This is a genomic window from Streptomyces sp. NPDC087263 (genome assembly GCF_044744645.1).
Taxonomy (GTDB): Bacteria; Actinomycetota; Actinomycetes; order Streptomycetales; family Streptomycetaceae; genus Streptomyces.
The window spans coordinates 705,381-721,262 of record NZ_JBIUYT010000001.1; the positions used below are offsets into that span (position 1 = coordinate 705,381).

Sequence of the window (15,882 nt, forward strand, 5' to 3'; positions counted from 1 at the left end):
ACGCCGCCCCGGCCCCCCCACCCCGTCCCCGGTTAGGTCGCGGGGGGTTTGTGGGGGATAACACCCTTTTTATTTGTGGTGGGGGGACACGGGTGGGGGGGGGGGGGGGGCGGGGGGGCCCCCCCCCCCCACCCCCCACCCCCCACCGCTGTCCTCGGTCCTCGGTCCTCGGTCCTCGTGGAGATCACGCCCAGCGGTTCCGGTGACCCCTTACCCCGGTCGAGGTGTCCGCGTACGGACGACCGGCACCACCGGGTGGTCGGCTCACGCCACGGCCGACCTCTGACCGCTCCCCCAGCAAGACCACCCGTCCAGCGGCACCCCACCCGGCCCCCCACAAAAGGCGACACTCCGTCAGCGACTGCACGATGCGAGAGAGGACCGCCGCCCGGCGGAGCCCCACGGTCTGCGCTCTCGGGAGGATCTGCCATGACCGACAGTCTGGAGCAGTTGCGCCGCTGCCACTTCGCCGTCGATCTGGGCGCGGCGAGGACCCGTGTGTATGTGAAGGGCGCGGGGCTGGTCGTCGACCAGCCGAGTGTCGCCGCGATCAACACGAAGACGGGCGCGCTGATCGCGGTCGGCGAGTTCGCGGAGAAGATGACGGGACGTACGCCCGACTACATCCGTGTCGTACGGCCGGTGTCCGGCGGCACGGTCGTCGACATCGAGATGGCGCAGCGGATGCTGCGTCAGCTGCTCGGCGACAAGGTCCGCCGCACACTGCGCCGCAAGCCCCGGCTGCGGGCAGCGGCCTGCACCCCGCACGACGCGGACCCGCTGGCCCAGCGTGCCGCGATCGAGACGCTCGTGGGTCTGGGCGCGCGCCGGGTCGAGCTCGTCGACACGCTGATCGCCGCCGCTGTCGGCTGCGGGCTGCCCGTGGAGCGGCCCGAGGCCACCATGATCATGGTGTGCGGGGCCGCCGCGACCCAGCTCGCCGTGTTGTCACTGGGCTCGATCGTCACCGCCGAGCGCATCCCGGTGGGCGGTGAGGCCGTCGACCACGCGATCGTGCAGCACCTGCGCCACCAGCACGAGCTGATGCTGCCGAGTCAGGCCGTACGACCCCTACAGCTCGCCCTCTCCGGGAACGGGCTCACCCCGCACGGCCCGGCGTCGACGGAGATCCACGGGCGGGACGTGGCGACCGGCCTCGCGCGTTCCGTGCAGGTCGACACCGCCGCCGTACGCGATGCCATCCAGACCCCGCTGACCGCTGTACTCGACGGCATCGGCAAGGTGCTGCGCGCCTGCCCGCCCGATCTGGTGGCCGACCTCGCCGACCGCGGGATCATGATGGTCGGCGGCAGCGCCCTGCTCCCCGGGCTCGACCAGATGCTGCGGCAGGCGACGGGCATGCCGGTGCACATCGCGGAACGCCCCGACGTCTGTGCCGTCCAGGGCCTCGGCTACATGCTGGAGGGCAGGATCGAGCCCCTGGTCCTGGACCCGCTGGCGGACTGACGGCCCGGCGCCGGAGGGGCCTTCGCCGAAGGCCCTGCACGGCCGATCCGGCACGGCCGATCCCGTGCTGCCGATCCCGTACTACCCGATCCCGTGCCGCCCGATCCCGTGCCGCCGGCACCCAAGGGCCCCGCATGAGCGATCCCGCCCCCGCCGTCCAAGGCCCCAAGGCCCCGAGGCCCCGAGGCCCCCGTATGACCGCTCCCACCCCCCGCCTCCCACCCCTCCTGGAAGCCGTCCTGGGCGTCGGCACCGACCTCGAACTGCGGGTCACGCTGCAGCACATCGTGGACGGTGCCGCCGAGCTGACGGGCGCCCGGTACGCGGTCCTTGACATGGCCGGCCCGGGGCACGACGGACTCGTGGAGATCCGTGCGGCCGGCCGGTCCACCGGCGGGCCGGGGCGGTCCGACACCTCTCTCGGCGTACCCATCCGCGTCGACGACGAAGTGTTCGGGACTCTCCGTGTCGCCGACAAGGAGAGCGGGCCGTTCACCGCCGAGGACGAGCAACTGCTGCGTCTGCTGGCCACCCAGGCCGGCATCGCGATCGGCAACTCCCGGCTGTACGAGACGGCCCGGCAGCGCGAGCGCTGGATCGAGGGCGCGGCGGCCGTCACGACCGCGCTACTCACGGGGGAGAGTGCCGCCGAGGCGCTGATGACCGTCGCCGAGCGGGCCCGGGTCCTCGCCGACGCGGCCGCGGGTGTCATCCTCCAGGCCACACCGGAGGGCGGTATGGAGATCGTGACCGCGTCCACCCTCGACGACCCGGGGGACATCGTCGGTACGGTCATCGAGCCGGGCAGCCCCGTCCTCGTACAACTCCTCGGCGGGGAGCCGGTGTTCATCGACGACTCGGCGACCGACCCGAGGATGACCACGCATGTACGGTCCCGGTTCGGGCCGAGCATGATGCTCCCCCTCCAGGCCGACGGCCGCCTCATCGGCACGCTCGCCCTCCCCCGCCGGCGCGGCGACCGACCGTACACCCCGGTGGAACAACGGCTGGCCACGCAGTTCGCCTCGCAGGCCGCGCTGGCGCTGCTCCTCGCGGACGCCCAGCACCGCCGCGAGCGGCTCGCGGTCTACGAGGACCGCGACCGGATCGCCCGCGACCTGCACGACCTGGTCGTCCAGCGGCTCTTCGCCACCGGCATGATGCTGGAGTCCACCCAGCGCCGCAGCACCGGCGGCGCGGCCGACGAGGGCGCCGATGTGCACGCCATCCTCGGCCGCGCGGTGGACGAACTTCAGTCCACCATCCAGGAGGTCCGCACCGCGATCTTCGCCCTCCAGCAGCCGCCCGCCGACGCCCCCACCACCTTCCGCGGCAAGGTGCTGCGCGAGACGGCGGGCACGGCGGCCGCCCTGGGCTTCCAGCCGTCCGTCCACTTCACCGGCCCCGTGGAGAACCGCGTCACCGAGCCCGTCGCCGGTCACCTGCTCACCGCCCTGCACCGCAAGCTGACCGCCGCCGCACACCGCGCCGGGGTCTCCCGCATCGAGGTCACGGTGGACGCGACGGCCACCCTGCCGGACGGGCGCTCCGGCCTCCGCCTGACGGTGTACGACGACGGCACCAGGGATGACGGGGAGGGCACCGGTACGACAGTCACCTGGCGGTCACCGCTGTGAGCGAGTGGCACCCTGCGAACTCACGTCTCCCCGACCGGGCCGCCGTACGGGGCGTAAGAAGGCGCGGGAAGGCAAGGCGCAGGAAGGCGCGGGAAACGTATTCAGCCTGTTGGCGGCGCTCCGCTGGCGAATGCCCCGAAACAGGCCAAACCTGAATTCCAGGAAGTGGCAACCCCTGCATAGATCAACTGCTAGTCTCGGCTTCCTCTGAGCTTCCCCACCAACGAAAGCCATCAAATGAACCTCTCGGTGACGCCGGCGGCGCAGCACTCCGCCGCCCCTCGGTCCCTGCGCCGGTCGCACACTCCCCTGTCGGCCATCGACCCGCTGGGGACCGCCGCCGTGAGGTCTGCCGGACGAGTGACGGACATCCCCGGACGACGTCCGGTCGGGTCGAACACTTTCAACTCGGCGCTCTAGGGCACACAGAATTCGACACAGGCGCATCCGGCGGTTCACGAACCCGCCCGGTGCGCCTTTGTCACGCGCCGGAGCCTTCAACGACCTTGAGCTGTAGCGGAGTTCATGGTACGCACCACCCCGCTGCGCCACTATCGTTCCCCGGGTGAAGCTGCAGCAACTCGTCCTCAAGATCCATAGCAGATGCGACCTCGCCTGCGATCACTGCTATGTGTACGAGCATGCCGATCAGAGCTGGCAAGGGCGCCCCACCGTCATTTCCGAGGAAACGCTCGGGAAAGTCGCCCAGCGATTCGCGGCATATGCCGAATCACATGAACTGCCTTCTGTTTCCGTGATCCTTCACGGTGGTGAACCCCTTCTCGTGGGTCCCGTCCGTATGAGAAGCATCTGCGCGGAACTCACCCGCGTCATCACCCCGGTCACCCGGCTGAATCTTCATATCCACACCAATGCGGTACAGCTCAACACCCGCCATCTCGAAGTGTTCAAGGAATTCGGCGTCAAGGTCAGCGTCTCGCTCGACGGCGACCGCGTCGCCAACGACCGGCACCGACGCGACCGCAGGCGGCGCAGCAGCTACGACCGGGTGGTGCGCGGGGTCAACCTGTTGCGCACCCCCGAGTACCGGCACCTCTACAGCGGACTGCTGTGCACGGTGGACGTGGCCAACGATCCCGTCGCGGTGCACGACGCCCTCGTGTCCCTGCGTCCGCCTCGCATCGACTATCTGCTTCCGCACTCCACCTGGGACAGCCCACCACCGAGGCCCGCCGACTCACCCGCCGCGTACGCGGACTGGTTGCTCAAGATCTTCGACCGGTGGGACCGGCAGGGCCGTACCGTCTCGGTGCGGACCTTCGAGTCGGTCCTGAGCACCCTGCGGGGCGGACCGAGCCTGACGGAGGCGATGGGGCTCGCGCCGAGCGATCTCGCGGTCGTGGAGACCGACGGCACCTTCGAGCAGGCCGACTCGCTGAAGACGGCGTACGACGGAGCACCCGCGACCGGTTACGACGCCTTCCGGCACAGCTTCGAGGAGTTCGGGCAGCATCCCGGCGTACGCGCACGCCAGTTGGGCCTCGCGGGGGTCAGCGAGACCTGCCGCAGCTGCCCGGTGATCGAGTCGTGCGGTGGAGGGCTCTACGCGCACCGGTACAGCGGTGGCCACGGCTTCGACAATCCGTCCGTCTTCTGCTCGGACCTGCGGGCCTTCGTCGACGGCGTCGCCGAGCGGATCACCGAGCACGCGCTCAGCCCGGCCGTGCACAGTGACGAGGAACTCCGGTTCGCCCAGGGCGAGTCGGTCCGCCGCCTGCTCGTCCGCGTCGCGGCCCGGCATGCGGGCGAGCCGGACTGGGACGAGGTGTGGCGGGCCTTCCTGGACCTGGACGGCATGGCGGATGTCACGCCGTACGTCGACGAGATCCTCGCCCATCCCTACCTGTACACCACGCTGAAGAACTGTCTGCACGACCGCGTCACCACCCCGGCGCCGCTCGGCTCGGCGATCACCGCGGTCGCCGTCCGCGCGGGGGCCGACGTCAAGCTCGCCTGGGACCAGACCGACCCCGCACTGCACCTCCCGACCCTGGGGACCCTGACGCTTCCGAGGCCCGGCCGGGTCGAGGTAACGGTCAACTCGGGCCGTCTGCACGTGCGTACCGAGGACGGCACGGAGTACTCGCCCGAGGAGGCCCCGGCCACCTGGCGCCCGCTGCGATCCGTGCACCTCGGTGCCGACGCTCCCCTGCTCCTCGACGACGCCGACCCCCTCCGCGACTGCTACCCCGTCCCCGTCGCCGCTCCGCTGAGCCCCGGCGCTCTCGCCCGGTTCTGCGAACGACTGGGGACGGCACACGAGTTGATGGACGCGCGTCAGCCCGGCTGGCGCGATGACATCAACGCTCTTCTCATCACCACGGTCACCCCGCTCGCGGCAGGCTCGGGGGTGCGGCTCGGCGCCCATGGCCTGGGCGCACTGGGGGTCGCCGTCGACTTCGAGCCCGAGGAGTTCGTCCGTGAACTGCCGCGCACCGGGCGGCTGGCCAGGCTCACCGCGCTGCGCGAGACGGCCGATCTGAACGTGCCGGGCAACCAGGCCGGGCGGCTGCTCGACGAGGCGAGCCATGGGCTCGGCGACGCCACCTGTCACCAGGGCGAGCCGGCGGCGCGGGACGCCGCGCTGGCACGGGCGGGCCGCGCCCTGGATCGGCTGGCCACCCTCCCCGAGCGTGAACTCACCGAAACCGGCCGGGTGTTGGCGGACGAGCTGCGGGCCGAGTGGGCCGGGCAGGCCGTGCGCCGAAGCTGATCGGAGCCCCGCTGCCGCGTGATCTCACGACGGAACGGGAAATGGCGGGGAAAGCGGTGCTGCACTTCGGGACACGGGGGACACGGTCGACCGGGCAATGGTCCAGATGTCTGGATATCGCCAGGGATTGACGTGAAAGAGTCGACCCGTACAGGCCGACGGTCGGGAAGATTATGGGCTCCGGTCGGCCGACGTCCCGTAGAGCCGCCCGTCCACAGTCAGGGGGGCGCGTGGAGATACCTGATCGGGACCTGGGACGGGAACGGGTTTCGGACAACAGGCCCTATTTCTTCCTGAGTTACGCCCACACACCGCCCTGGGGACCGGGCGGCGGCGACCCCGATCACTGGGTGCAGGTGCTCTACACGGATCTCTGCGACCACATCATGGCGCTCACGGACCTTCCGGCCGGCGCGCCCGCCGGATTCATGGACCGGGAGATGCGCTCGGGGGACGGATGGCCGGAAAAACTCAGTGAGAATCTCGCGAACTGCCGGGTGTTCGTACCGCTGTTCTCGCCGCGCTACTTCACGAGCGAGAGTTGCGGACGGGAATGGTTCGCGTTCAACGAACGGATTCTGCGGGCGCGGGCCACCGGTTCCGGTGCCCTCCCCACCATCGTGCCCGCGCTGTGGACGTATATCGACTACGCCCAACTCCCGGATTCCGTACGGCATATACATGTGGATCACACCCAGTTCGGAGACCGGTACGCGGCCAACGGGATCTACGGGCTGATCAAGCTCAACCGGCTGCGCGACGAGTACGAGGAGACCGTGCTGGGGCTGGCCCAGCGGATCGTGCGGGTCGCCCACGAGTCCCCCTTGCCACCCAGCAGGCCCCGCCCCTACGAGCGGACGCCGAGCGCGTTCAAACCGCGCGGCGAGGGGCCCCGGCACATCCATCTGACCGTGGCGGCGCCCACCCGGCACAGCATCCCCGAGCACCGCGACACCCGCCCGTACGGCGAGGACGCCCAGGACTGGAACCCGTACCACTCGGAGTCGACCCGGCCGCTGCCCGCGCTCGCCGAGGAGCTGATCCGCTCGCTCGACTACCGGATCACGGTGTCGTCCTTCGACGACGAGGACCCCGGCGAGGACCCGGTGGCGAGCGACCCCGACAAGACGGCGCCGAGCCACCCCGGGATCCTGCTCATCGATCGCTGGGCGCTCAGCGACGAGGAACGGCGGCGCAGGCTCAAGGCGTTCGACGCGACCGCCCGCCCCTGGGTCAGCGTGATCGTCCCCTGGAACCGGGCCGACATCCAGTGCCACGGCGAGGAGGGCCGGCAGCTGGCGGAGGAGCTGGAGCGGACGCTGCCGGTGATCCTGGACCGGGGCCGGCGCACCGACTCCCGGATTGCCGTCAACGGCGTACCGACGCTCAAGTCCTTCACCGACGTGCTGCCGGCCGTCGTCGCGCACGCGACCCGGCAGTACCTCAAACACGCCGAGGCCCATCCGCCGCCGGGCCCGCCGCTCCGCAGGCCCCGCCTGACGGGCCCCACCCACCCGCTGCGGTTCGACAGCGGATCCGATCACGGAGGAGAAGCATGACGGCCGTGCAGGACGGACGCATCATCACCTTCTACTCGTACAAGGGGGGCACGGGCCGCACGATGGCCCTGGCCAACACCGCGTGGATCCTCGCCGCCAACGGCAAACGCGTCCTGACCGTCGACTGGGACCTGGAGGCTCCGGGGCTGCACCGCTTCTTCCACCCCTTCCTCCCCAACGCGCTCGCGGCGACCACCGGCGTCATCGACATCATCAGTGAGTACGCCTGGGCCGCGACCACCCGGACCCAGCGCACCGGCCCCTGGCACCTGGACTACGCACACGTGGAACAGCACGCCATCTCGCTGACCCCCGAGCGGCTCGGGCTGCGCTTCCCGGACGGCGGCTCGCTCGACTTCCTCTCCGCCGGACGCCAGGACCGCTCGTACTCCGCGACGGTGTCGTCCTTCGAGTGGGACAACTTCTACGAGCGCCTCGGCGGCGGACTTTTCTTCGACGCGCTGCGCGACGACATGAAGGCGTCGTACGACTATGTCCTGATCGACTCGCGTACCGGCCTTTCCGACAGCGCCGACATCTGCACCATCCAGATGCCGGACGTGCTCGTGGACTGCTTCACGCTCAGCGACCAGTCGCTGGACGGTGCGGCGGCCGTGGCCCGCAGCGTCGAGGCCGGCTACGGCAAGCGCAGGATCCGGGTGCTGCCCGTGCCGATGCGCATCGACGAGGGCGAGAAGGAGAAGGTCGACGCCGGACGGGCCCTCGCCCGGCTGAAGTTCGACGGCCTGCCCAAGGGACGCGGCGGCGACGAGCTCGACTCCGAGGACCTGACCGCGTACTGGGGCAACGTCGAGATCCCCTACCGCCCGTACTACGCGTACGAGGAGACCCTCGCCACCGTCGGCGACGAGAGCGGGCTCGCCAACTCGCTGCTGTCCGCCTTCGAACGGCTCACCGCGGTCATCTCGGACGGCGAGGTCACGTCACTGCCGCCGGTGCCGGAGCCGGTGCGGCTGCGCTGCCGTGACGCGTTCCTGCGGCGGCGGCCGCTGACGACGGCCACCGATGTCGTCATCGCGTACGCCGCGGAGAACCGTATGTGGGCCGACTGGGTCGAGTCGCTCCTGGTGCGCGCCGGCTGCCATGTCACCCCGCACGACATCGCCGCCGGGCCCGTCGAGCGCCTGGACACGGCCACGCGCACCCTCGTGCTGCTGTCGAACGCCTTCAGGAAGTCCCGGTACGCCGACACCGTCTGGCGCGCGCTCATAGAGTCCGGCGGAGGCGCCCCCGGGGTGCCGGGAGCCCAGCTGGTCCCGCTGCGGGTCGACGAGATCCGGCTGCCCGAGACCTACCTCGACCACAACCCGGTCGACCTGCACCGACTCGACGAGGCCCAGTGCGTCAGCGCGCTGCTGAGCGCCCTGGAACTGCCGGGTCTGCTCACCGACGACGGCGAGTCGGGACCCCGCTTCCCGGGTATCGCCCCGGCGATCTGGAACGCACCCCAGCGCAACAACACCTTCACCGGCCGCAACGCCATCCTGGACCGGGTCCGCGACCAGATCGGCGGCGGCATGTCCATCGTGCTGCCGCAGCCGCAGGCCCTGTTCGGGCTCGGCGGCGTCGGCAAGACGCAGGTGGCGCTGGAGTACGTCCACCGGTTCATGGCCGACTACGACCTGGTGTGGTGGATCTCCGCCGAGGACACCGGCAACGTCGTCGCCTCGCTCGCCGACCTCGGGGCCCGCATCGGCGCACCCAGCCGCGACGACATCAACCTGGCCGGCCAGGAAGCCGTCCAGATGCTGGCGCGCGGGGCTCCCACCAAGCGCTGGATCCTGGTCTTCGACAACGCCGACGACCCGTCGGAGCTCACCCGCTATTTCCCCAAGGGAGGCGGCGGCCACATCCTGGTCACCTCGCGCAACCAGGCCTGGGCGCAACAAGGGGTGTCGCTGCCCGTCGACGTGTTCCTGCGCGAGGAGAGCGTGGAGCACCTCACCGGACGCGCCTCGGGGCTCAGCGCCGAGGAGGCCGACCAGGTGGCGAGCGCGGTCGGCGATCTGCCGCTCGCGGTGGAGCAGGCGGCGGCGTGGCTGGCCGAGACGGCGACACCCATCAAGGACTATCTGCGGCAGCTCGCCGAGCAGACCACCGAGGTACTGGACCTCAACCAGCCCCCGGACTACCCCGAGACGGTGGCCGCGACCTGGAACATCTCCATAGCGCGGCTGAAGGAACGTTCCCCGGCCTCCGTACGACTGCTGCAGTTGTGCGCGTTCCTGGCCGCCGAGCCGATCTCCTCGACCCTGCTCTACAGCAAGGAGATGATCGACGCCCTCAGGCCGTACGACCCCGCCCTCCAGGAGAGTCTGCTGCTCGGCCGGGTGATCCGGGAGATCGGCCGGTTCGCGCTCGCCAAGGTCGACCAGGTCAGCAACAGCATCCAGGTCCACCGCCTGGTGCAGGCCGTGATCCGCTCGCAGCTGACCGAGGAGGAACAGCGGGAGGCCAGGCACGTGGTGCACACGGTGCTCGCGGGTTGCCGGCCGGACGGCGACGAGCCCATCGACGACCCGGAGAACTGGCCGAGGTTCGCGGTCATCTGGCCGCACCTGACGGCCTCCGACGCCCGCAACTGCACGGATGCCGGCACCCGGCGCCTCCTCATCGACCGCGTCCGCTACTTCTGGAAGCGCGGCGATTTCCCCGGTGCCCAGCAGCGCGCCGAGGCGCTCCTCGCGGACTGGAAGCCGATCCTCGGCGAGGACGACGTGCAGTACCTGTATCTGCGCTCCCAGCTCGGCAACGTCCTGCGCTCCCAGGGGCTTTACGTCGAGTCCCGCGAGATCAACACCGAACTCCTCGATCGCCAGCAGCGGGTGCTCGGACGCTCGCACCCGCACACCTACGTCACCATGTCCAGCCTCGCCAGCGACCTGGCGGCACTCGGCGTGTACGGGTCGGCCGTGGAGTTCGCCCGCGAGGCACACCAGGGTTTCAGTCAGATCTTCCACGAGTCCCATCGCCGAACGCTGAGCGCGGCCAACAACCTCGCGCTCGCGCTGCGCATGGTGGGCCGCTACAGCGAGGCACGCGTCCTCGACCAGGAGACCTTCGACCGGCGTACGGAGGTCCTGGGCAGCGACCATCCGTACACACTGTCCTCGGCGGGGCACCTGGGCCGCGACCTGCGGGAGGTCGGCCGGTACACGGAGTCCGTGTCACTCCTGTCACGCGCGTACGAGTCCCACAAGCGCATCCTCGGCAAGGAGTTTCCCGGCACGCTGAGCTGCGCCAAGTCCCTCGCGGTGTCGCTGCGCAGGGCGGGCCAGTTCGAGGACGCCCGTCGGCTCACGACGGCGACGCGCGCGCAGTACCGGGCCCAGTACGACGCGCACACACCCGACTCCCTCGCCTGCGACCTGAACATGGCCGCCGATCTGTTCGCCGCCGATGAGCGGGAGGCCGCTCGCGAGGTGGCCAAGGAGGCGCTCGCCGAGTACATGAAGGTCCCGGGCGAGGCCCACCCGTACACCCAGGCCGCGCTCAACAACCTCGGGATCTTCCACTGGGGCTGCGGAGACGCGGAGGAGGCGGAAGCGGTCTTCCGTCAGGTCCTGCGCCGCATGGGTGAGGTACTCGGCGAGCAGCACCCGCACACCCTCTTCACGGGCATCAACTACGCCAACGTCCTCGCCGACCAGGGGCGCTTCGAGGAGGCCCGGGAGCTGGAGCAGAAGGCGGTGGACATCCTCGGTTCCGTTCTCGGCACGCATCACCCCGAGACCCTGGCCATCGTCACCAACTCCGCCCTGACACTCGCCGCGCTGGGCCGCAAGGACGAGGCGCGCCGTCTGGGCGAGGAGGCACTCGGCGAACTGCGCACGCTTCTGGGCGACGAGAACGGGATGACGCGGATCGCGACCGCCGGACGACGCATCTACCGGGATCTGGAGCCGTTGGCGGTGTGACGGCGGAGCCACGTGCGGTGTGACGGCCGGTTCTCAGCCCCTCAGTGGGGGCTTGTCGGCTGAGGAGCTGTGCCTCCGGTGGCGGCTTCGCTCAGTCGGGCGGGTCCGCGAGCAGCCAGCGAAACACCTTCGGCAGGGCCCGCAGCGCGGCGAAGTGGGCGGCGGTCGGTTCGAGAACCGCCGTCGCCCGGGGAATCCGCGCGGCCAGCCAGGACGCGTGGGACGCCGGTGAGAAGACGTCCTTCGCCCCGTGCCACAGCATCACCGGCACCTCGATGTCCGCCGGATCGAACCCCCAGTCCCCGGTCAGCGCGAGCGCGTCGTCGATCCACCCGTACGGCGACTGTCGCAACGCCTCGATGTAGTTGCGCAGCAGCATCGACCGGATGGTGTTGTCCGAGACGATCCGCCGGTCGTCGTCGGTGAGCTCCCGCCGCAGCTCCTCAAGGAGCCACGCCGGATCATTCCGGATCGCCGCGGATCGCGGAATCAGCCGGGCCACGAACCGCTCGGGATCGGTGAACGCGGTCTTGAACTCGTTCACGTTCGACGGCGCCATCCCGGCGAACCAGTCCAGCCCCTCCGCGTCCCGCGGCGCCAGTCCGACCAGCGCGGCGGCCCGGGTCACCCGCTCCGGCATCAGAGCGGCGCAGGCCAAGGCGTGCGGAGCACCCCCGGAGCGGCCGGCCACCGCGAACCGGTCGAGGCCGAGCGCGTCGGCGACGGTGGCCACGTCCTGTGCGACATCGACGACGCGACGCCCCGGCTTGCGGTCGGAACCGCCGTATCCGGGACGGTCGTAGCTGATCAGCCGCGTGCCGCACTGGTAGAGGAACATGGACCGCGGCCGGGGTCCGACCCGGCTGCCGGGCATGCCATGCAGCAGGAACACCGGGCGCCCACGCGGATCGCCCGAGATCTCGACCCGCAGAAGCCGGCCGTCCGGCGTCCGCACATGGTCATGCACCGCGCTCCCCCCTCCCTCGGTCCTGACGGACCGGGACAAACGCTGCCCGAACCCTGCCCGCGCGCCCGCGGCACGAAACGATTCCGCAGGTCAACAGCGCCTCATATCAAGCCACTTGGAGCCCTCCCGCAACAGCCGCACCGCTTCGGGCTCACCCCTTCGGGCTCACCGGCGAGCGGGACCTCCACGGCGGAACCGGCGGCACCCGTTCCCACCCCGTGGGCCACGTCGGCCACGTCGGCCACATCGAGCGAATCCGCACCGGGCCGCTGGATCGCCCCGCTCTTCTCCGAGCCCGTCAGCTCCGGAACCGCCGCCCGGGACACGCGCCTCGCCGAGGTCAGGAAGTCCGTACCGGAAGCGGTCCACCTGCGCAGCGACGGCACTACGTCTCGCTGAACGCCGGCTACCGGGTGATCTGCGCGCCGGGCCCCTTCACCGACGGCGGGGCCGCCCTGTCGTACTGCGGCGAGCACGGCAGAACCGCCGCGAACACCTGCAACGGCCGCCACCTGAGCACGAGTTCGGCCGCCCACGACCTCCAGCGCCATCCACCGGCCGGCGCACCGACGGGCCGCTGCACCCGCTCCTGGGCAGCAGGCGGACCGGGTGGCAGGGTGGACCTGTCGCCACCTGGAAGAGGGCTGCTGCCACCACTGACCGGGCCGCGCCCGCCGCCTAGCTTCGAGGCATGGACACCTCACGACGTCAGTTCCTGACCCGTACGGCCGTCGGCGCCGCAGTGGTCGCCGGTGGCTCCTTCGCCGCCGGCCCGGCCTCCGCACTGGTCGATGCCCCGTCCGGGGCCGCCACCGGGACCACCCGGACCACCGCCCTCACCAACGTCACCGTGATCGATGTCGCGACCGGCCGCCGGAACAGCCGGCAGACGGTACTGATCAGCGGTGACCGGATCATCGCCGTCGGCCGGAACCTGCCGGTCCCCCGCGGCGCGACCACCATCGACCTGACCGGCAAGTTCGTCATCCCGGGCCTGGCCGACATGCATGTGCACGCCCTCGACACCGACGAGGTCGACCCGCCACTGCACCTGGCGAACGGCGTCACCACCGTCCGGGTCATGTCCGGCGACCCGATGACCTACGACTGGCGTGACCGGATCGACGCCGGCACCCTGCTCGGACCGCGGATGGTCGTCGCCAGTCAGATCATCGACGGCGACCCGACCCTGTGGGACCCGAACCTGCTGTCCGTCCTGGTGGTGCGGGACGAGGCCACCGCCCGGGCCGCCGTACGGCAGGTCAAGGCCGAGGGCGCCGACTTCGTGAAGGTCTACTCGCGCCTCGGCCCGACGGCGTACGAGGCGATCCTCGACGAGGCGCGGCGGCAGGGGCTGACGGTCGCCGGGCACGCGCCCGACCAGGTTTCGATCCCTGCCGTCGCCGCGGGCGGGCAGCGCAGTATCGAGCACGTCCATGCCGTCGCCCTGTCCGTGTCCAGCCAGGAGGCAGAGGTCCGCCGTCAGCTGCGGGCCATCAGCCTCAGGACGGGCGACTACAACGGCTGGCTCCGGCAACTGCATCCGATCGAATGGCTCGCGGCCGGCACCTTCAGCAGCGCCCGCGCGGCCGACGTCCTGGGTCGGCTGAGGCACCGGAACACCCGGGTCACGCCCACTCTGGCGATGCACCGCGTGCTGGACATGCCTGACTACACCGCGCCGGATCCGGCGACGCTGAAGTACCTCAGGGAGGACTCGCTCGACATCTACGACTACGTGGTGGAAAACCTCTGCAAGGCCAACCGTCCGGCGGAGGAGATCGCCCGCCAGCACCAGATGTGGGAGTACCGGCAGCGCTTCGTCCGTGAACTGTTCGCCCATGACGTGCCGATCCTGGCCGGAACCGACACCGGTACGCCGTACTCCGTGCAGGGGTTCGCCCTGCACGACGAGTTGGAGCTGCTCGTCGGAGCCGGCGCGACGCCCCAGCAGGCCCTGAAGGCGGCGACCGTGGAACCCGCACGATTCCTCGGCCTCGGCGAGGTCCTGGGCTCGGTCGAACCAGGCAGGATCGCCGATCTGGTGGTCCTGGACGCCGACCCGCTGAACGACATCCGCAACACCCGGCGGATCCATTCGGTCGTCACCCGCGGCCGGGTGATCTCCCCGCAGGCGCGGCAGAGGATGCTGGCGGACGTCGAGGCAGCGGTCAGGAACCCGGTCTCCGGGGCAGCTATTGCTTCCGGTGGATGCTGCGGAAGGGGAGTTTGAGAAACCTCCAGGACAGCTGTCACCCGCCGGTTGCCGCCCGTCCTCTCCAGAAAGCCGATGCCATGGCCGTCGATGTCACCGCTCTACGCGACCACTTCCCGTCTCTCACCCACGGTCTGGCCCACTTCGACGGCCCGGGCGGTACGCAGACGCCGCGCCCCGTCGCCGAGGCCATGGTCGCGACGCTGACCGGCCCGCTGTCCAACCGGGGCAGCAGCACGGTGTCCGAACTGAACGCCGAGAAGGCGGTCACGGACTTCCGCGCCGCCTACGCCGACCTGCTCAACGTGTCCGCGCGCGGCGTCGTCCACGGCCGCAGCGCCACGCAGCTCACCTACGACTTCTCACGTCACCTGGCCAAGACCTGGAGGGCGGGCGACGAGATCATCCTCAGCCGCCTGGATCACGACTCCAACGTCCGTCCCTGGATCCAGGCGGCCCGGCGCTGCGGAGTGACGGTCCGCTGGATCGACATCGACGACGAGACCTCGGAACTGGACCTCGGCTCGTTCGAGCGGGCCCTCTCGCCGCGGACGCGGCTGGTCGCGGTCACGGCCGCGTCGAACGTACTCGGCACCAGGCCGCCCGTCCGTCACCTCGCGGACCGGGCGCACCGCGTCGGCGCCCTGGTGTACGTGGACGGAGTGCACTACACCGCGCACTCCCTGGTGGACGTGCCCGCGCTGGGGGCGGACCTGTTCGTCTGCTCGCCGTACAAGTTCCTCGGACCGCACTGCGGCGTGCTCGCCGGAGCACCCGAGCTGCTCGAATCCCTCGATCCGGACAAGCTGCTGCCGTCTCCCGACACCGTCCCGGAGCGCTTCGAATTCGGAACGCTGCCCTACGAGATCCTGGCGGGCGCCACCGCCGCGGTGGACTTCCTCGCCGGGATCGACCCCGGGACAGGGGGCTCACGGAGGGAGCGGCTGACGCACTCGCTGCACTCCGTTCACGACCACGAGAGTGCCTTGCGCGGCAGGATGGAAGAGGGGCTGCGCGCACTGGGCGACGCCGTCACCGTCCACTCGAAAGCGAACGACCGGACCCCGACTCTGCTGTTGACCCTCGTCGGCCGGGACGCGCGCGAGGCGCAGACGCATCTGGCCGCCCTGGACGTCGTCGCCCCTGCGGGGTCGTTCTACGCCTACGAGGCCTTCGCCGCACTGAAGTTGGCCGAGCCCGCTCTTCGGGTCGGCCTCGCGCCCTACAACAACACCGACGACGTGGACAGACTTCTCAAGGGCCTCGCCACGTTCCTCTGACGGCCAACACGCCCATGGCTCACGCCACTTCACACGCCGGCAGTGCGAACTCGTGCGCGACAGCCACCGGACGCCTCCGTCCGAC

At 70.6% G+C, this 15,882-nt stretch carries 8 protein-coding genes; 7 read left to right on the forward strand and 1 reads right to left on the reverse strand.

Going from position 1 to position 15,882, the window contains the following annotated elements; genetic code table 11:
• The first annotated feature begins 429 nt into the window (after positions 1–429).
• From ACIPC1_RS03165 to fxsT, 5 genes are all read left to right on the forward strand, one after another.
• The gene (locus tag ACIPC1_RS03165; protein WP_365438814.1) at positions 430–1,467 is read left to right on the forward strand and encodes a rod shape-determining protein; all 1,038 of its coding nucleotides are present in this window, start codon (positions 430–432) and stop codon (positions 1,465–1,467) included.
• Between the two features lie 194 nt (positions 1,468–1,661).
• Positions 1,662–3,104 (forward strand): GAF domain-containing sensor histidine kinase, encoded by a 1,443-nt coding sequence (locus ACIPC1_RS03170; RefSeq protein WP_402512773.1) that lies wholly within the window; start codon positions 1,662–1,664, stop codon positions 3,102–3,104.
• A gap of 565 nt (positions 3,105–3,669) precedes the next feature.
• Entirely contained in the window at positions 3,670–5,838 is a 2,169-nt protein-coding gene (gene fxsBH, locus ACIPC1_RS03175) for a radical SAM/SPASM protein FxsBH, inactivated beta-hydroxylase extension form (RefSeq protein ID WP_402512774.1), read from the forward strand.
• Positions 5,839–6,068: 230 nt separating this feature from the next.
• The gene (locus ACIPC1_RS03180) at positions 6,069–7,397 is read left to right on the forward strand and encodes a TIR-like protein FxsC (protein WP_402512776.1); all 1,329 of its coding nucleotides are present in this window, start codon (positions 6,069–6,071) and stop codon (positions 7,395–7,397) included.
• Positions 7,394–11,335, forward strand: a complete 3,942-nt coding sequence (fxsT, locus tag ACIPC1_RS03185; RefSeq protein ID WP_402512778.1) for an FxSxx-COOH system tetratricopeptide repeat protein — start codon at positions 7,394–7,396, stop codon at positions 11,333–11,335. Before ACIPC1_RS03180 ends, fxsT begins: the two co-directional genes overlap by 4 nt.
• 91 nt (positions 11,336–11,426) lie before the next feature.
• Here fxsT and ACIPC1_RS03190 read toward each other — a convergent pair whose 3' ends face one another.
• Positions 11,427–12,302: an alpha/beta fold hydrolase gene (locus ACIPC1_RS03190; RefSeq protein ID WP_402512779.1), complete on the reverse strand. Its 876-nt coding sequence runs from the start codon at positions 12,300–12,302 to the stop codon at positions 11,427–11,429.
• Positions 12,303–12,993: 691 nt separating this feature from the next.
• Between ACIPC1_RS03190 and ACIPC1_RS03195 the strand changes: the two genes are divergently transcribed.
• Positions 12,994–14,535, forward strand: a complete 1,542-nt coding sequence (locus ACIPC1_RS03195) for an amidohydrolase family protein (RefSeq protein ID WP_402512781.1) — start codon at positions 12,994–12,996, stop codon at positions 14,533–14,535.
• Positions 14,536–14,597: 62 nt separating this feature from the next.
• A complete protein-coding gene (locus ACIPC1_RS03200) occupies positions 14,598–15,797 on the forward strand; it encodes a cysteine desulfurase-like protein (protein WP_402512783.1) in 1,200 nt (399 codons plus the stop codon).
• Positions 15,798–15,882: the final 85 nt, after the last annotated feature.